Annotated in this window: 17 protein-coding genes; 11 read left to right on the forward strand and 6 right to left on the reverse strand. The window is 73.5% G+C overall.

Features of this window, described 5'->3' with window-relative positions:
• Positions 1 to 148 precede the first annotated feature (148 nt).
• The 4 genes from ACJ6WD_RS22895 to ACJ6WD_RS22910 form a co-directional block, all read right to left on the reverse strand.
• Positions 149 to 1,219 carry a low specificity L-threonine aldolase gene (locus tag ACJ6WD_RS22895; RefSeq protein ID WP_317623460.1) on the reverse strand — a complete coding sequence of 357 codons (1,071 nt, stop codon included), beginning with the start codon at positions 1,217 to 1,219 and terminating at the stop codon, positions 149 to 151.
• The gene (locus tag ACJ6WD_RS22900; protein ID WP_233659801.1) at positions 1,216 to 1,977 is read right to left on the reverse strand and encodes an SDR family NAD(P)-dependent oxidoreductase; all 762 of its coding nucleotides are present in this window, start codon (positions 1,975 to 1,977) and stop codon (positions 1,216 to 1,218) included. The genes ACJ6WD_RS22895 and ACJ6WD_RS22900 overlap by 4 nt, the downstream gene beginning before the upstream one ends.
• Before the next feature lie 104 nt (positions 1,978 to 2,081).
• Positions 2,082 to 3,479 (reverse strand): DUF6421 family protein, encoded by a 1,398-nt coding sequence (locus ACJ6WD_RS22905; protein ID WP_233659793.1) that lies wholly within the window; start codon positions 3,477 to 3,479, stop codon positions 2,082 to 2,084.
• Positions 3,480 to 3,686: 207 nt separating this feature from the next.
• Positions 3,687 to 4,847, reverse strand: coding sequence for an LLM class flavin-dependent oxidoreductase (locus ACJ6WD_RS22910; protein WP_016571551.1), 1,161 nt, complete (start codon positions 4,845 to 4,847; stop codon positions 3,687 to 3,689).
• A gap of 112 nt (positions 4,848 to 4,959) precedes the next feature.
• Here ACJ6WD_RS22910 and ACJ6WD_RS22915 point away from each other — a divergent pair, with 112 nt between their 5' ends.
• The 5 genes from ACJ6WD_RS22915 (at position 4,960) to ACJ6WD_RS22935 (ending at position 9,103) form a co-directional block, all read left to right on the forward strand.
• Entirely contained in the window at positions 4,960 to 5,502 is a 543-nt protein-coding gene (locus ACJ6WD_RS22915; RefSeq protein ID WP_376556761.1) for a PadR family transcriptional regulator, read from the forward strand.
• A gap of 163 nt (positions 5,503 to 5,665) precedes the next feature.
• A complete protein-coding gene (locus ACJ6WD_RS22920; RefSeq protein WP_016571549.1) occupies positions 5,666 to 6,349 on the forward strand; it encodes a glycerophosphodiester phosphodiesterase family protein in 684 nt (227 codons plus the stop codon).
• Positions 6,350 to 6,501: 152 nt separating this feature from the next.
• A complete protein-coding gene (locus ACJ6WD_RS22925) occupies positions 6,502 to 7,383 on the forward strand; it encodes an ABC transporter substrate-binding protein (RefSeq protein ID WP_331247185.1) in 882 nt (293 codons plus the stop codon).
• A 17-nt stretch (positions 7,384 to 7,400) separates the two neighbouring features.
• Positions 7,401 to 8,303 carry an amino acid ABC transporter permease gene (locus tag ACJ6WD_RS22930; RefSeq protein ID WP_407616415.1) on the forward strand — a complete coding sequence of 301 codons (903 nt, stop codon included), beginning with the start codon at positions 7,401 to 7,403 and terminating at the stop codon, positions 8,301 to 8,303.
• Entirely contained in the window at positions 8,300 to 9,103 is an 804-nt protein-coding gene (locus tag ACJ6WD_RS22935) for an amino acid ABC transporter ATP-binding protein (RefSeq protein WP_331247187.1), read from the forward strand. Before ACJ6WD_RS22930 ends, ACJ6WD_RS22935 begins: the two co-directional genes overlap by 4 nt.
• A 54-nt stretch (positions 9,104 to 9,157) precedes the next feature.
• On the opposite strand, the gene ACJ6WD_RS22940 is transcribed toward ACJ6WD_RS22935, so the two are convergent.
• Complete coding sequence (locus ACJ6WD_RS22940; protein ID WP_376445265.1) at positions 9,158 to 9,691, reverse strand: GNAT family N-acetyltransferase; 534 nt, start codon at positions 9,689 to 9,691, stop codon at positions 9,158 to 9,160.
• Positions 9,692 to 9,863: 172 nt separating this feature from the next.
• On the opposite strand from ACJ6WD_RS22940, the gene ACJ6WD_RS22945 reads away from it, so the two are divergent.
• From ACJ6WD_RS22945 to ACJ6WD_RS22970, 6 genes are all read left to right on the forward strand, one after another.
• Positions 9,864 to 10,250 carry a VOC family protein gene (locus tag ACJ6WD_RS22945; RefSeq protein ID WP_233659788.1) on the forward strand — a complete coding sequence of 129 codons (387 nt, stop codon included), beginning with the start codon at positions 9,864 to 9,866 and terminating at the stop codon, positions 10,248 to 10,250.
• Positions 10,251 to 10,401: 151 nt separating this feature from the next.
• Positions 10,402 to 11,973, forward strand: coding sequence for an FAD-dependent monooxygenase (locus ACJ6WD_RS22950; protein ID WP_407616416.1), 1,572 nt, complete (start codon positions 10,402 to 10,404; stop codon positions 11,971 to 11,973).
• A 132-nt stretch (positions 11,974 to 12,105) separates the two neighbouring features.
• Positions 12,106 to 12,711: a DUF5134 domain-containing protein gene (locus ACJ6WD_RS22955; RefSeq protein ID WP_407616417.1), complete on the forward strand. Its 606-nt coding sequence runs from the start codon at positions 12,106 to 12,108 to the stop codon at positions 12,709 to 12,711.
• Between the two features lie 118 nt (positions 12,712 to 12,829).
• Positions 12,830 to 13,765 carry a M56 family metallopeptidase gene (locus ACJ6WD_RS22960; protein ID WP_016576210.1) on the forward strand — a complete coding sequence of 312 codons (936 nt, stop codon included), beginning with the start codon at positions 12,830 to 12,832 and terminating at the stop codon, positions 13,763 to 13,765.
• Positions 13,766 to 13,788: 23 nt separating this feature from the next.
• A complete protein-coding gene (locus ACJ6WD_RS22965; RefSeq protein ID WP_407616418.1) occupies positions 13,789 to 14,583 on the forward strand; it encodes an HAD family hydrolase in 795 nt (264 codons plus the stop codon).
• Between the two features lie 115 nt (positions 14,584 to 14,698).
• Entirely contained in the window at positions 14,699 to 15,475 is a 777-nt protein-coding gene (locus ACJ6WD_RS22970) for an SDR family NAD(P)-dependent oxidoreductase (protein WP_376445254.1), read from the forward strand.
• Positions 15,476 to 15,533: 58 nt separating this feature from the next.
• Here the strand turns inward: ACJ6WD_RS22970 and ACJ6WD_RS22975 are convergent, their stop codons facing one another.
• Positions 15,534 to 16,910: an aspartate aminotransferase family protein gene (locus ACJ6WD_RS22975; RefSeq protein ID WP_233659782.1), complete on the reverse strand. Its 1,377-nt coding sequence runs from the start codon at positions 16,908 to 16,910 to the stop codon at positions 15,534 to 15,536.
• Between the last annotated feature and the right edge of the window lie 191 nt (positions 16,911 to 17,101).

Below are 17,101 nucleotides of genomic sequence, written 5' to 3' on the forward strand. Positions count from 1 at the left end.
CGCACCCAACAGCCCCGCGCAGCGGACAACGCGCCGCAGGCGCAAACAGCACCCCCACGGCGGGAAAGCCGACAACGCCCGCGCCGCCAGGCGCAAACGCCAACCACCACGGCGGGAAAGCCAAAAACGTGGGAAGCAAAAACGGTGGTCAGCGGCGGATCTCGTCCGCAATCGCTTTCAGGAAGCCGTCGATGTCGTCTTCGGTGGTGTCGAAGGCGCACATCCAGCGGACGACGCCGGCCGGTTCGTCCCAGAAGTAGAAGCGGAAGCGCTTCTGGAGGCGTTCGCTGACGTCGTGCGGGAGGCGGGCGAAGACGGCGTTGGACTGGACGGGGTAGAGGATCTCGATGCCGGGGATCTCGCGGACGCCGGTGGCCAGGCGCTGGGCCATGGCGTTGGCGTGGCGGGCGTTGCGGAGCCAGAGGTCCTTGGCGAGGAGCGCCTCCAGTTGGACGGAGACGAATCGCATCTTGGACGCCAGCTGCATGGAGAGCTTGCGCAGGTGTTTCATGGCGCGGACCGCGTCGGGGTTGAGGACGACCACGGCCTCGCCGAAGACCGCGCCGTTCTTGGTCCCGCCGTACGAGAGGATGTCGACGCCCACTGCGTTGGTGAAGGCCCGCATGGGGACGTCGAGGGTGGCGGCGGCGTTGGCTATCCGGGAGCCGTCGAGGTGGACGAGCATGTTGCGTTCGTGGGCGTGGTCGCAGATGGCGCGGACCTCGTCCGGGGTGTAGACGGTGCCGAGTTCGGTGCTCTGGGTGATCGAGACGACCTGCGGCATGGCGCGGTGCTCGTCGTCCCAGCCCCACGCCTGGCGGTCGATCAGCTCGGGGGTGAGTTTGCCGTCGGGGGTGGCGACGGTGAGCAGTTTGAGGCCGCCGATCCGCTCCGGGGCGCCGCATTCGTCGACGTTGATGTGGGCGGTGTCGGCGGAGATCACCGCGCCCCAGCGGTCGGTGACGGCTTGCAGCGCGACGACGTTGGCGCCGGTGCCGTTGAACACCGGGAACGCCTGGGCCCGCTGCCCGAAGTGGCTGCGGAAGACGCGTTGGAGGTGCTCGGTGTAGTCGTCCTCGCCGTAGGCGACCTGGTGGCCGCCGTTGGCGAGGGCGAGCGCGGCGAGCACTTCCGGGTGGGCGCCGGCGTAGTTGTCGCTGGCGAAGCCGCGGAGCTGCGGGTCGTGGTGCTGCCGGGCGTCGGTCTTCGCCCGGTTCACGGCTTGGGGGTCAGCCACAGACGCTGTCCATTCACTTCCTGGGCGGGCCGGTTCCAGACCCCGGCGATGGCTTCGGCCAGCTCCGTGACGTCGGTGAAGCCCGCGAACTTGGCGTTCGGTCGCTCGGCGCGCATCTGGTCGTTGACGAGCGCCTTGACGACCAGGATGGCAGCCGCGGCGCGCGGTCCGTCCTCGCCCCCGGCCTTGCGGAAGCCGTCCGCCATGGCGAGCGTCCACGCCTCGGCGGCCGCCTTCGACGCGGCGTAGGCGGCGTTGCCGGCGGTGGGCTTGCTGGCGCCGGCCGCGCTGATCAGCAGGTAGCGGCCGTTGCCGCTGCGGTCGAGCGCGTCGTAGAAGGCGAGGGAGGTGTGCTGGACGGTGCGGACCAGGAGCCGGTGGAGGGTGTCCCAGTCCGCGAGGTCGGTCTCGGTGAACGTGGAGCAGCCGCGCCAGCCGCCGACGAGGTGGACGACGCCGTCGACGCGCCCGAACTCCTTCTCCGTGCGGGCGGCCCATTCGCGGGTCTGGTCGAGGTCGAGGAGGTCGACGGTCTCGCCGATGACGGTGGCGCCGCCGTGGGCGTACCGGGCCGCGTCGACGGCCTCCGCCAGGCGTTCGGGGTTGGAGTCCGAGCCGACCACCACCGCGCCGGCCTCGGCCAGCCGCAGCAGGGTGGCCCGGCCGGCGGGGCCGGCCGCTCCGGCCACCGCGATGACCGCACCGTCCAGCGGCCCCTGGCCGCCCGTCGAAGTAACCATCTCCGTCGCCTCCTCGTCCTGCCCCTGGACGGCCGTTGCCCGGGTGTTCTGGTCGTTGCGCACGCTGCGCTGTCCGTTCTGGTCCTGTTCGGTCCGTACGTTCCTCACGCTGCCGCCGGGGTGTCGCTGTGGGCGGTGATGCCCTTGGTCGAGGCGATCACGGAACGGAGCTTCTTGGCGAGCGCCTCGTAGAACATGCTCAGCGGGAACTCGTCGGGAAGCACGTCGTCCACGAGCTTGCGCGGCGGCTGGTCGAGGTTGAGGGCGTCCGGGCCCTTGGCCCAGGCCGAGCCGGGGTGCGGGGCGAGGTAGGTCGAGACGAGGTCGTAGGCGGCGAACCAGTGGACCAGCTTCGGTCGGTCGATGCCGTCGCGGTAGAGCCGTTCGATCTCGCCGCACAGCTGCTGGGTGACCTTGGGCGCCCGCTCCCAGTCGATGTGCAGTGTGTTGTCCGTCCAGCGTACGACGTCGTGCTTGTGGAGGTACGCGAAGAGCAGCTGGCCGCCGAGGCCGTCATAATTGCGCACCCGGTCGCCGGTGACCGGGAAGCGGAACATCCGGTCGAAGATCACCGCGAACTGCACGTCGCGGGCCTGTGCGTACCCCTCGGCCTCCAGCTTCACGGCCTCCTTGAAGGCGGTGAGGTCGCAGCGCAGCTCCTCCAGGCCGTACATCCAGAACGGCTGGCGCTGCTTGATCATGAACGGGTCGAACGGCAGGTCGCCGTGGCTGTGGGTGCGGTCGTGGATCATGTCCCAGAGGACGAACGCCTGCTGGCAGCGCTGCTGGTCGTCGAGCATGGCCGCGACGTCCGCGGGGAGTTCGACGCCGAGGATGTCCACGGCGGCCTCGCTGACCCGGCGGAAGCGGGCGGCCTCGCGGTCGCAGAAGATGCCGCCCCAGCTGAACCGCTCGGGGGCCTGGCGGACCGCGATGGTCTCGGGGAAGAGGACGGCCGAGTTGGTGTCGTAGCCGGCGGTGAAGTCCTCGAAGGTGATCCCGCAGAAGAGCGGGTTGTCGTAGCGGGTGCGCTCCAGGTCGGCGAGCCACTCGGGCCAGACCATGCGCAGGACGACGGCCTCGAAGTTGCGGTTCGGGTTGCCGTTCTGGGTGTACATGGGGAACACGACGAGGTGCTGGAGGCCGTCGGCGCGCTGTTGGGCGGGCTGGAAGGCGAGCAGCGAGTCGAGGAAGTCGGGGACGCCGAAGCCCTGGTCGGCCCAGCGCCGCAGGTCGGCGTCGAGGGCCTGGTGGTAGGCGGCGTTGTGCGGGAGCAGCGGGGCGAGTTCCCGGATGGCGGCTATGGCGCGGTCGACCTCGTGGCGGACGGCCGTGGCGGTGGGCGCACCGTCCGCGGCGAGGTCGATCGAACCGTCCTTGGACTGCCAGGGGCGGATGGCCTCGATGGCGTCCTTCAGCACGGGCCAGGCGGGGTGCGCGACCACGGACTCGTGGGACGGGGTGCCACCCCGGACACCCACAGGCGAAAGAATTTCCGTCATGACTGCCCTCCGGCGGTAGATCGTCCTGTGAGACCACCGTAACCAGCCAAGGATCGCCCATTCAAGTGGGGCTGCTGAAAATTATTCTGCTGACACCCCATGGTCACGACTGTTTTTCCTGTGAGGTACGGATTCGATCTCACTTCCTGGCGCGGGTGGCGCCTGATTCCGCGTTTTCTCCGGCCGACGGCGGGGTAGGCGAGGGGATCACGACCCGTCCGGGCGGGTGACGGACGCGGGGGCGGCACGCCCCTCGGCGAAGTACGGGATGACCTTTTCACCCCATTGGCGGATGGTCTCCAGACAGGCTTCCTGCGGCACCGTGCCCATCTGGATCAGGCACATCACCTCGTCGGCGCCGGCCGCCCGGAGCCGCTCCACGTAGGCGATGGCGTCCTCGGCCGTCCCGTAGGCGTGGTCGGCCCGGAAGGTCGCGGTGGCGTTCGGGCGGACCGGGATGCGCTGCTCGTGGAGGTGGGCGACGACCGTCTCGGCGGCCCGCCGCAGCTCGACGGCCTCGTCCGTGCCCTCCACCACCGCCTCGTCGGGGACCCCGGCGCCGCCGTACCAGTGCGCGATGGCCTGGGCGAAGAAGCGCTGACCGCGCAGGCCGACGGCGCGGGCCCGGTCCCGGTCGGCGAGCACGATGGTGGGGCAGAGCACCGCGAAGTGGTCGTTGATCTGGGTGGAGACCAGCCGGTCGCCGGTGCGGGCCGCCCGTGCGGCGTCGTACGCGGTGCGCAGTTCGGCGACCGCTTCCGGGCCGGCGAAGCCCATGACGAGGGCGCCCACGCCCAGTTCGGCGGCCTGCCGCAGGGTCTCGGTGCGGCTACAGGCAAGGAAGAGCGGCGGGTGCGGCGTCTGGTGCGGCCGGGGCAGGATCGGGTGCGGCGGGATGTCGATCAACTCGCCGTGGTAGGCGAGCTGTTCGCCCTGCCAGGCGCGGCCGATGATGCGCAGCGCCTCCTCCACCTCCCGGGTCGTGCGGTCGCGGTCGACGCCGCACAGCGAGGTCTCCTGTGCGGTGCCGCCACGACCGGCGCCGAGGTCGAGGCGGCCGCCGGAGAGCAGGTCGAGGGTGGCGGCCCGCTCGGCGACCCGGGCCGGGTGGTTGAAGGCGAACGGCATGCAGACCACGCCGTGGCCGACGCGGATCGTCCGGGTGCGGGCGGCGACCCAGGTCAGGAAGACCTCCGGGGCGCTCATGTGCGCGTACCACGTCAGGGAGTGGTGCTCGACCGCCCAGATCCGGTCGAATCCCATCTGCTCGGCGAGGACGGCCTGTTCGACGCAGTCGTGGAACAACTGGTGCTCGCGGGCGACGGTCGGATCGGCGAGCTGGGCCTCGAAGATGATCGAGAACTTCACGGTGCCTCCCGGCTTGTCCTGCGGCCAACTCACTATTTCAATCAGTCATATGACTAATCGTCAGAAGTGGGAAGGGGCGGGGCCGCCGGACCTGCCGGCGACCGCGTGGGCGGTGCTCGGACTGCTCTCGTTCCGCGGTGCACGCACCGGCTACGAGCTGAAGAAGTGGGCCGACGCCTCGTTGCGGTTCTTCTCCTGGTCGCCCGCGATCAGCCAGATCTACGCGGAGCTGCGCCGGTTGGAGCGGATGGGGTTGGCGACGTCGCGGACGTCCGCGCCCCAGGAGCCCCGGGCCGCCCGGCGGTACACGCTCACCGACGCGGGCCGCGCCGCGCTCGCCGCTTGGGCGGACGGCGTCGACGAGCCGGGGCCGCCGGTCCTCAAGCACCCGCTGGTGCTGCGGCTCTGGCTCGGCCACGCCGCCACGCCGGAGACCCTGCGCGCCCTGGTGGAACGCCACCTCGCCCGGACCCGGGACGAACTGGCCGAGGTCCGCGGGGCGCTGCGGCGCGCCGAGCGGGTCCCGCAGTGGGCGTTCCCGCGCGTCGCACTGGCCTGGAGCGAGCGCCGGCACCTCGCGGAGTTGGCGCCGGCCGAGGAGATGTTGGCGGATCTGGCGCGGTTGGCGGCGGCCGGACCGGCCACCGGTGCGTAGCCGGCGGAACACGCGGGCACTCGTACGGGCTAGAGGGCACTTGTCCCTACGGCGCTGCCGCTGTCGGGCGGATTAGGCTGTGGGCCATTTCGGGCAGCAGTGCGCCGGCGGCCGACACGTGCGCGGAGCCGACAGCAACCGAGCCGACAGAAGCGAGGCAGCCTTGTCCTTTCTCACCATCGGGCACCGCGGAATGATGGGTGTGGAGCCGGAGAACACCCTGCGCTCCTTCGAACGGGCCGAACGCGAGGGCGTCGACGTCATCGAACTCGACCTGCACCTGAGCAAGGACGGCGCGCTGGTGGTGATGCACGACCCGGACGTCGACCGGACCACCGACGGCACCGGCCCGATCGCCGAACGCACCCTCGCCGAACTGCGGGAGCTCGACGCCGGGCAGGGCGAGCGGATCCCGGTGTTCGAGGACGTGGTGGACGCGGTGCAGCTGCCGCTCCAGGCGGAGATCAAGGACGTCGCGGCGGCCCGGGCGCTGGCCGAGGTGGTGCGCGCCCGGGACCTGACCGGCCGGGTGGAGGTCATCTCGTTCCACGACGAGGCGCTCGCGGCGGTCCGTGCGCTGCTGCCGGGGGTGCGGACCGGGTTGGTGGGCGAGCGGTACGGCGCCGACGTCGTCGACCGGGCCACGGCGGTAGGCGCGGGACTGGTGTCGCTCTACCTCCCGCGGCTCACCCTGGAGCTCGTCGAGCGGGCGCACGCCGCCCGGTTGAGGGTGCTGGGCTGGACGGTGAACACCCACGACGAACTGCGGCTGGCGCGCGGGCTGAGGCTGGACGGCGTGGTCACCGACCAGCCGGAGATCCGACGGGCGGTGCGCTTCACCGCGTAGCCGGCGGGCGGCGGGCGGGCCGACCGGGCCCGCCACACGGGGGCCGCCCGACGGGAAACGCGCAGTTCACAGCGGCGCAACGGGTTTCCAGCATGTGGACGTTCGGCCCGCTGATCTCGACAGGGCGGCCGGAGCACTGTCACCCTCCCCGCATGTACCTGTCCCCACGCCCCGTGCGTCTCGCCGTCTGCGCCACCACCGTGTTGCTCGTCGCCGCGGTCGGCTGCGCCCCGCAGGACGCCTCCCCCGGCGGCTCGCAGGCCGCCGGACAGGGCAAGCAGAGCTGTGCACCCGGCAAGTTGGCCACCGTGACGCCCGGGAAACTCACCGTCGGCACCGACAAGCCCGCCTACGCACCCTGGTTCGTCGACGACGACCCGGCCAACGGCAAGGGCTACGAATCGGCGGTGACCTACGCCGTGGCCGAGGAACTGGGCTACCGCAAGGACGCGGTGCACTGGCAGACCGTGCCGTTCAACAGCGCCTTCGCGCCCGGTGCGAAGAACTTCGACTTCGACGTGAACCAGGTGTCGATCAGCGACTCCCGCAAGCAGGCGGCGGCCTTCTCCGCCGGCTACTACGACGTGCGGCAGGCGGTGGTGGCGCTCAAGGGCTCCAAGGCGGCCGGCGCCAAGAGCATCGCCGACCTCGCGGACGTCAAGCTCGGCGCGCAGGTCGGCAGCACCAGCCTCGACCTGGTCGACGACACCGTCCGACCCCACCGCACCGCCGCGGTCTTCCAGAAGAACGACCTGGCCAAGTCCGCCCTGAAGAACGGCCAGGTGGACGCGATCGTGGTCGACCTGCCGACCGCCTTCTACATCACCTCCGCCGAACTCAAGGACGCCGTGGTGGTCGGGCAGTTCAGCCAACAGGGCCCGGCCAAGGAGCAGTTCGGGCTGGTGCTGGACAAGGAGAGCAAGCTCACCGGCTGCGTCACGGCGGCGGTGGACGCGCTGCGCCGCAAGGGCACCCTGGCCGCGTTGGAGAAGCGGTGGCTGGCCGACGCGGTCAACGTTCCGGTGCTGAAGTGACCTCCGGGACGGCGAGGATGAAGGGAACGGAGCACGGGGCCGCGCCGGACGCCGCGGTCGGGAGCGCCGACGACGGGTACGTGCCGTCCGCGCGGCGGCGCGAACGGGAGCGGTACAGGCGGGCCCGGGCCCGCCGGGCGACCGCCCTCGCCGCGACGAGCACGCTGGTCACCGGCGCGGTGCTGTACTTCGTGATCACGGCGGCGCCCGGCTGGCCGCGTACCAGGGAGACGTTCTTCAGCGCCGCCTACGCGCGCCTCGCGCTGCCGAAGGTGCTGGACGGGCTGCTGCTCAACCTGCGGTTGTTGGTGGTCTGCGGGGCCGCGGTGCTGGTGTTGGGTTTGCTGCTGGCGGTGGCGCGTACGCTGCGGGGGCCGGTGTTCTTCCCGGTGCGGGCGCTGGCCACCGCCTACACCGACTTCTTCCGCGGGATGCCGCTGATCATCTGTCTGTTGATGGTGGTCTTCGGGGTGCCCGCGCTGCGGCTCCAGGGCGTCACCACCGACCCGGTGGTCCTCGGGGGCGCGGCGCTGGTGCTGACGTACTCGGCGTACGTCGCGGAGGTCTTCCGGGCCGGCATCGAGTCGGTGCACCCCTCGCAGCGGGCCGCGGCCCGCTCGCTGGGGCTCTCCAGCGGGCAGACGCTGCGCTTCGTGGTGCTGCCGCAGGCGGTGCGCCGGGTGGTGCCGCCCCTGCTCAACGACCTGGTGTCGCTCCAGAAGGACACCGGGCTGGTGTCGATCGCCGGCGCGGTGGACGCCGTCTACGCGGCGCAGATCATCGCCAGCAAGGACTTCAACTACACCCCGTACGTGGTGGCCGGGCTGGTCTTCGTGGCGCTGACGATCCCGATGACCCGCCTCACGGACTGGGTCACGGCCCGGATGGACCGCCGGCGCGCCCAGGGAGGGACGGTATGAGCAGGACGGACGACACCCCGGTGGCGTCGCCGGCACCGGCGCCGGCCGGCGGGCCGGTGCTGCGGATGGAGTCGGTGCGCAAGACCTACGGGCGCGGCGGCACCGTCGTGCTGCGGGACGTGGACCTGGAGGTCGCCCCGCACACCGTGACCGCGCTGATCGGGGCCTCCGGGTCCGGCAAGTCCACGCTGCTGCGCTGCGCCAACCTGCTGGAGGAGATCGACGACGGGGCGATCTTCCTGGACGGCGAGGAGATCACCGATCCGCGGGCCGACCCGGACGCGGTGCGCCGCCGGATCGGGGTGGTCTTCCAGGCGTACAACCTCTTCCCGCACATGAGCGTGCTGGACAACATCACGCTGGCGCCGCGCCGGGTGCACGGGGTGCCGCGCGCCGAGGCGCGGGAGCGCGCCCGCGAGCTGCTGGCGCGACTGGGGCTGGAGGGGCGGGCCGACGAGTATCCGGACCGGCTCAGCGGGGGCCAGCAGCAGCGGGTGGCGATCGCCCGGGCGCTGGCCGGGCGGCCGCGGCTGTTGCTGCTCGACGAGATCACCGCGGCGCTCGATCCGGAGCTGGTCGGCGAGGTGCTGCGGGTCGTCCGGGACCTCAAGGAGGACGGGATGACGATGGTCATCGCCACCCACGAGATGGGCTTCGCCCGGGAGGTCGCCGACCAGGTGTGCTTCCTGGAGGACGGGGTCGTCCTGGAGCGCGGCACGCCCGGTCGGGTCTTCGGCGAGCCCGAGCACCCCCGGACCCGGCAGTTCCTCCAGCGGATCATCGAGGCCGGGCGGCTGTGAGGGACCGGGCGGCTGTGCGGGGCCGGGCGGCTGTGCGGGGCGGCCGCCCCGGCGTCAGCCCAGCGGCTTGACCATCAGCTCGAACTCCAGGTCGGCGCGCTGCGGGATGCCGAACCGCTCGTCGCCGTAGGGGAACGGGCTGAACTGGCCGGTGCGCCGGTAGCCCCGGCGCTCGTACCAGGCGATCAGTTCCTCACGCTGGCGGATGACGGTCATCCGCATCTCCCGGGTGCCCCAGGCGGCCAGCGCGGTCCGCTCGGCCTCGGCGATGATGACCTTGCCCAGGCCGCCGCCCTGGAGGTCCGGGCGGACCGCGAACATCCCGAAGTAGGCGTGGTCCTCGCGGTGCTCCAGCTGGCAGCAGGCGATCAGCTCGCCGTCCCGCTCGGCGACCAGCAGCCGGCCCCGGTCGTTGCGCACCACGTCGGCGACGCCGTCCGGGTCCGTCCGCTGGCCCTCCAGGAGGTCCGCCTCCGTCGTCCACCCGGCGCGGCTGGCGTCCCCTCGGTAGGCCGATTCCACCAGGGCGACGAGCGCGGGCACGTCGGCCTCGGTGGCGGAGCGGAAGGTCAGCGCGGTGGTGGTCATGGTGAGCGGGGTCCTCTCGGCCGTACAGGTGGCTGCCCGCGAGGCTAACAAGCGGCGGCGGCCGGCGGCAGGGCCCATGGTCCCGGTGCCCCGCCGCGGGCCGGCCGTCCCGGTGGCCGAGCTGCGCCGTGTCCGCCCGGGCGGGGCGGTCCGGCGGCGTAGGGTCCGTGCCATGGTGCAGGTACTGAGCAGCAGGGTGCTGGTGCGGCCGGCCGATCCGGACCGGTCGCGGACGTTCTACGGCGAGGCGCTGGGACTGGCGGTCTACCGGGAGTTCGGCACGGGGCCGGAGCGCGGCACCGTGTACTTCCTCGGAGGCGGGTTCCTGGAGGTCTCCGGGCGGGCCACGGACGCCCCGACGCCCACCGTCCAGTTGTGGCTCCAGGTGGCCGACGCGGCGCGGGCGCACGAGGAACTGGTGGAGCGCGGGGTGACCGTGCTGCGCCCGCCGGTGCGGGAGCCCTGGGGGCTGATCGAGATGTGGATCGCGGACCCGGACGGGCACCAGATCGTGGTGACCGAGGTCCCCGCCGACCATCCGCTGCGCTACCGGCCCTGAGCCGACGGGCCGGTCCGCGGCGGGTCACGGGCCGGCCGGTTGCGGGGCCGTCCGCGGGCGTCGCCGGGACCGGGCGGCCGTGCGTGCGGTGCAACTCCGGCCTGCACGACGGTAACTGGTGGTGAGGTGCCACGCTCGCTAGCGTCACGCCATGACCACTACGGAATTACCCTCCGTCGGGGAGCACTTCGACGTCGTCGTCGCGGGCGGCGGGCCGGTCGGCCTGGCGCTCGCCGCGGAGTTGCGGCTGCACGGCGTCGCCACCCTCGTCCTGGAACGGGGGCCGCGCGGGGTGGGCGAACCGCGCGTGCTGGCACTGCACGCCCGGACCCTGGAGACGCTGGACCGGCGCGGCCTGCTGGCGGAGTTCACCCGCGCCCAGGAGACCCTGCCGGACCTGGATGCGTGGCGGGGGCAGCTCGACGACCACGGCGCCCGCGGCCACTTCGCCGGGCTGTACCAGCTGGGCCGGCACACCTCGGAGCCGGCCGAGCAGCCCCACGGCCTGACCCTGCCGCACCAGGTCCTCAAGGACCTCCTCGCGGGGCGGGCCGAGGAGCTCGGCGCGGTGGTCCGCCACGACCACGAGGTGGTCGGCCTGGAGCAGGACGCGGACGGCGTCACCGTCCGCGTGCGGACCGCGGACGGCGAGGGCGCGGTCCGCGCGGACTTCCTCGTCGGGTGCGACGGCGGGCGCAGCGTGGTCCGCAAGGACGCCGGGATCGCCTTCCCGGGCACCGGGCCGTCGCTGGTGTCCCGGATGGGGCGCGGCACCGTGGAGGTCCTCGGGGGCGGGGAGCTGCCGGGCGGCTGGCGGCGGAGCGACGGCGGCTGGTTCATGCGGATGGCCGACGGGCGGATATCCGTCATCGAGTGGGACCGGCCGACGGACCAGGAGGACGCGGCGACGGGGGACGAACTGGCGGCGGCCATCGAGCGGGTGACCGGGCAGCGCGTCGCCCTGACCGACGTGGACTTCGTGACCCGCTTCACCGACAGCGCCCGCCAGGCGGGCCGGTACCGGGCGGGCCGGGTGCTGTTGGCCGGGGACGCCGCGCACATCCACTTCCCGGCCGGTGGGCAGGGCGTCAACCTCGGCCTCCAGGACGCCTTCAACCTCGGGTGGAAGCTGGCCGCCGAGTGTCGGGGCTGGGCTCCGGAGGGGCTGTTGGACAGCTATCACGCGGAGCGGCATCCGGTCGCCGCGGAGGTGCTGGACAACACCCGGGCCCAGGTCGCGCTGATGCGGCCGGGACCACAAGTGGACGCGCTGCGGGCGCTGTTCAGCCGGCTGCTGGAGATGGAGGAGGTCAACAAGTACCTCAGCGACGTCATCTACGCCACCGGCATCCGCTACGACATCCTCCCCGCTGCCGGCGGCGGTCCGTCGGGGCCGGGCGGGCACCCGCGGATCGGGACGTTCGCCCGCGACCTGCCGTTGACGACGGCGGACGGGCCGACCCGCCTGGCGGAACTGCTGCGCCCGGGGCGGCCGTTGCTGCTGGGCTTCGACGGTTCCGGCGCGGGCGACGCGCTCGACGCAGCGGCGGGCTGGGCCGACCGCGTCACGATCGTCGCGGCCACCGCCCGGGATCCCCTGGCGGCGGCGCTGCTGGTGCGCCCCGACGGCTATCTGGCCTGGGCGAGCGACGGGCCGGTGACCGGGGAGGGGCTGCGCGCGGCGTTGACCGCGTGGTGCGGGGCGGAGCGGGCGGCGGGCTGACGGGTCCGCCACCGGCCGCCCGACCCGCCGCCGGCGCCCTGCGCTCCCGGATTGCGCCCGTGCGCTCCCGTGTGCCGCGCCGCGGCCGGGCATTCTGCCGGTGCTCACCGTCCCCGGTCCGGGAGGTGTCCCGTGCACACACCGTCGCTGGTCGGCTGGTTGCTGGTGCTGCTGTGCGCCGCCACCGGCGGCTACTGCCTGACGCGGAGCCGCGGCGGCTCCCCGGCGCAGCGGGTGACGGCCCGCTGCGAGGCCCTGATGGCGGTGGGCATGGCGGTGATGGCGCTGCCGGCGTCCGTGGTGCCGCCGCCCGCGTGGTCGCCCTGGGTCTTCACCGCGGTGTTCGGGGCGACGGCGCTGTGGGCGCTGGTGCGGCGCCATCCGCACCATGCGGTGGGCGCCTTGGCGATGGTCTACATGGCGCTCGCCATGGTCGGCATGCCGGACATGGCCGGACACCCTGCGGCGGGGATGAACGGGATGGCTGGGATGGCTGGGATGGCAGGGATGACGCACTCCGCCCCGGCCGGCGTCCCGCTGCTGACCGGGTTGCTGCTCGCCTACTACGCGGTCTACGTGCTCGCCGCCGGGGTCCGGTTGGTGCCGGGGGACGCCGGGGCCGGGCCCCGTGGGGTGGTCGGCGCGGAGCGGGGTGCGTGCGCCGGGCCGCCCGTGGTCCTGCGGGCCTGCCAGGTGGCCATGGGGTTGGGGATGCTCGCCATGCTGCTGGCGCTGTGACGCGGCGGGCGGCCCGGCCGCACCGTCCCGGAGCCGTACACCTGGGGCGGGCGTGGTGTACGTCACTTCCGTCGCAGGACCGTACCAACCGGTAGTCGGCCGCTCATAGGCTGACGCCATGATGGTCCCCCTCACGCTGATGATTCTCGGCGTGCTGGCCGCGGCGATGGCGCCGCGCCTGATGGCCCGTTCGGACTGGCCCGACCGTGAGCCCGTACTGGCCCTGTGGGTGTGGCAGTGCGTGGTGGCCGCCGTCCTGCTGTGCTGCGGCCTGGCCATGTCGCTGAGCGCGGCCGCCGCCTGGGACGCGATCCGCAGCCCGGTCTTCGGCTTCGCCCCGCGGGTGGTCGTCGAGGCGTACGCGCTCAACACCTACGGTCCGTGGGCCGGCGTGCTGGCCATGCTGCTGGCCGGCGGCGGCGCGTGGACGGTGGTGGCGCTGACCCGCGAGGTGCGGGCGGCGCGGGTTCGCCGCCGGCGGCGCCGGGCCGAACTGCGCCGGCGCTCCCCCCTGATGCCGGGCGAGGACCCGCGCGAGGGTCGCCTGGTGGTCCTGGAGGGCGAGCGGCCGGAGGCGTCCTGGCAGCACCACCCCGCGCCGCAACTGGTCATCACCACCGCGGCGTTGCGACGACTGAAGGGCCGCCAGCTCGATGCGCTGATCGCGCACGAGCAGGGCCACCTGCGGGCCCGGCACGACGTCCTGCTGCACTGCGCGTCGGCGCTGGCCGCCGGATTCCCGCAGATCCCGGTCTTCGCGGCGTTCCGCGCCCAGGTCCACCGACTGGTCGAGATGGCCGCCGACGACGTCGCCTCGCGCCGTTTCGGCCGACTGACCATCGCCCTGGCCCTGGTCGAACTCAACGAGGACCGCGGGGTGTTCGGGCCCTGCCCGCCCCAGCTCGCGCAGGTCCCGCAGCGGGTCGACCGGCTGCTCGCCCCGGCGGCCCGGTTCACCCCGGGGCGCCGACTGCGGATGACCGCCTACGCGCTGCTGCTCCCGGCCGTCCCGCTCCTGGTGGCCTTCGGGCCCGGACTCTCCGCACTCACCTGAGCTTCCGCCGCCCGACCGGCACCATGGTCACCATGACCCTCACCAACGGCGCACCCGACGGCACGGTCGGCGGCGCGATCGACGGCGTCCTGTTCGACTTCTCCGGGACGCTGCTGCGCATCGAGCCGGCCGAACGCTGGCTGCGCGCGGCCCTCGCCGCCTTCCACGCCGTGCCCGGCACGGCGCCCTGTCCGCTCACCGACGACGAGATCGCCCGGCTGGCCGGCGCACTGGAACGGGCCGGCGCGCTCCCCGGCGGCGGGTCACCGACCACGGTGCCCGAGGCGCTGCGGCCGCTCTGGGACCTCCGGGACCGCGACGCCCGCAGCCACCGCGCCCTCTACACCGGCCTGGCCCGTCAAGTACCCCTGCCACACGCGGAGTTGTACGTTCCGACGGACACCGCCCCCTCCCTCTACGACGCCCTCTACGAACGCCACCGGCTGCCGGACGCCTGGCTGCCCTACCCCGACGCGGCCGAGGTGCTGGCCGCGCTCCACGACCGCGGCATCCGCGTCGGCCTGCTCAGCAACATCGGCTGGGACCTCCGCCCGGTCCTGCGCGCCCACGGCCTCGACCGCCACCTCAGCGCCTGCGTGCTGTCCTACGAGCACGGCCTGCAGAAGCCGGACCCGCGCCTGTTCACGCTCGCCTGCAAGGAGTTGGCAGTGGCTCCGGCGCGGGTCCTGATGGTCGGCGACGACCGGACGGCCGACGGCGGCGCCACCGCGATCGGCTGCGGCTACTTCCCGGTCGACCACGTCCCCGTCCACCGCCGTCCCGACGGACTGCGGCCGGTGCTGAAGCTGGTCGGCTGAGCGACCGGGCCGGCGGGAAGGGGGTGGCGCGGGGCGGGGCGGTGTGTGATCGTCGGGGAGCTTGGCGACCGCCGCGCCCCGCGGCGCGCACCCCGTCCGCCCAGGAGGCCGCCCCGTGTCCACCCCGTACCTCGACGCGTTGTTCTCGCTCTCCGGTCGTCGGGCCCTGGTGACCGGGGGCAGCTCCGGGATCGGGCGGGCGATCGCCGAGGCGCTGGGGCGCGCCGGGGCCGCCGTCGTCCTGATGGCGCGCCGCCCGGACCCGTTGCGGGAAGCCGTCGAGGAGTTGCGGGCGGCGGGCTGCGCGGCGGACTGGGTGGCCGCCGACCTGGGCGACCGGGCGGCGGTCGGGACCGGCGCCGACGAGGTGGTGCGCCGGTTCGGCGCACCGGACGTCCTGGTCAACGCCGCCGGGGTCAATCCCCGCCCGCCGCTCGACGCGTTGCGCACCGAGGAGTGGGACCGCACGATGGCGGTCAATCTGGACGCCCCGTTCCTGTTGGGCCAGCGCTTCGGTCCCGCGATGGCGGAGCGGGGCTGGGGGCGGATCGTCCACGTCGCGTCCCAGCAGGCGATCCGGGCGTTCGGCAACAGCGGCGCCTACGGGGTGTCCAAGGCGGGCCTGGCCGCGCTGACCCGTTCGCAGGCCGAGGCATGGTCCCGGCACGGCGTGACCGTCAACGCCCTCGCCCCCGGATTCGTGCGCACCCCGCTCAACGCGGCGGTCTTCGCGGATCCGGAGCGCACCGAGGCGATGGCGCGCCGGACGATGACCGGCCGCAACGGCGAACTGGCCGACTTCGCCGGCGCCGCGGTCTTCCTGGCCGGCCCCGGCTCGGCGTACGTGACCGGCCAGACGCTGTTCGTGGACGGCGGCTTCTCGGTGACCTGACGCCGTGGCCGACCGGCGCGGCACCACCCGCCCCCGGGCGGTGCCGCGCCGGTCGGTCTCAACTCCCCTCCCCCACCATGGAGTCGAGGATGCCGGTGACCGTCTCCTCACTGATGTCCGGGTGCAGGAACGCCAGCCGGGCGACGGTCTCGCCCTCCCAGACGCTGGGGGTCACGAAGGCCGTGCCGGCCGCCAACAGCCGCTTGGACCAGGCGTAGTAGTCCTCCGGCCGCCAGCCGGTGCGGCGCACCAGGACCACGGTCAGCTCCGGCTCCCGCAGCAGTTCCAGGCCGTCGGTCGCCCGCACCTGCTCGGCGGTCCGGCGGGCGGTCCGGGCGCCGCGGGCGACGGCGTCGCGGTAGGCGTCGGTGCCGTGGACGGCCAGCGAGAACCACAGCGGCAGCCCGCGCGGGCGGCGGGTGAGGTGGTAGGCGTAGTCGCTGGGGTTCCACTCGCCGGGGGTGTCGCCGTCGGCGCCGTGGATGGCGTCGAGGTAGGAGGCGTCCTGGGTGTGCACCGCGCGGGCCAGGTGCGGCTCCCGGTAGAGCAGGGCGCCGCAGTCGAAGGGCGCGAACATCCACTTGTGCGGGTCCATGACCAGCGAGTCGGCGTGCTCGATGCCGCGGAGCCGGTCGCGGAGTTCGGGGACGAAGAGCGCGGCGCCGCCGTAGGCCGCGTCGACGTGCAGCCACAGCGCGCGGGCCCGGGCCTGCTCGGCGACGCCGGCCAGGTCGTCGACGATCCCGGCGTTGGTGGTGCCGGCGGTGGCGACCACCGCGACCACCGGCGCGCCGCCGTCCCGCTCGGCCGCGTCCAGGGCCGTGCGCAGCGCGTCCCCGGTCAGCCGGTGGTCCTCGGTCGGCACCACCAGCGGTTCCACGCCGATGATCCGCAGCGTGTTGCCGACGGAGGAGTGCACCTGGTCGCTGACGGCGATCCGCACCGGGGCGGCGTCGCCGAGGCCGCGGGTGCGGCGGCCGGTGTCCCGGGCGACGACGAGGGCGGAGAGGTTGCCGGCCGAGCCGCCGCTGACGAAGCAGCCGCCGGCGGCCGCGGGCAGTCCGGCGAGGTCGGCGAGCAGGCGCAGCACCTGGTTCTCCGCGGCCACCGCGCCGGACGCCTCCAGCCAGGACACCCCGTGCAGCGACGACGCGGAGAGGACCATGTCGAAGAGGGCCGCGGCCTTGGTGGGCGCACCGGGGATGAACGCCAGGAAGGCGGGGTGGTCGCAGGAGACGACGGTGGGTTCGAGGTCGTCGGTGTAGGTGCGCAGCACGTCGGCCACCGGGCGCGGGCCGGTGCCTATCGCGTCCTTGAGCGCGGTGGAGAGTGCGCCGACCTCGCCGAGGCGGCCCAGCGGCGGCGGGTCGAGCCGCAGCCGGTGGAGCAGGTGGTCCATGACCTGCTGGGCGAGTTCCTCGTCGTAAGCGTGCACCGGCGTCTCTCCTGTCGCGTAGCGGGATCCCACACTCCGGATCCAATGGATCTCGATCAGATCCATTTACGGGAGCGTAAGTGTCCGCGGCCGGCAGCGTCAATCAGCGATCGCGGCGGCGACGCACGGGCCCCTCCCGGGGACCCCGCCCCACGAGCAGCCCCGACGACCTGGGGCGCGTCCAATGGGGC

The sequence above is a fragment of the Streptomyces sp. VTCC 41912 genome (assembly GCF_045799175.1).
In the GTDB taxonomy this organism is placed as follows: Bacteria; Actinomycetota; Actinomycetes; order Streptomycetales; family Streptomycetaceae; genus Streptomyces; species Streptomyces albulus_C.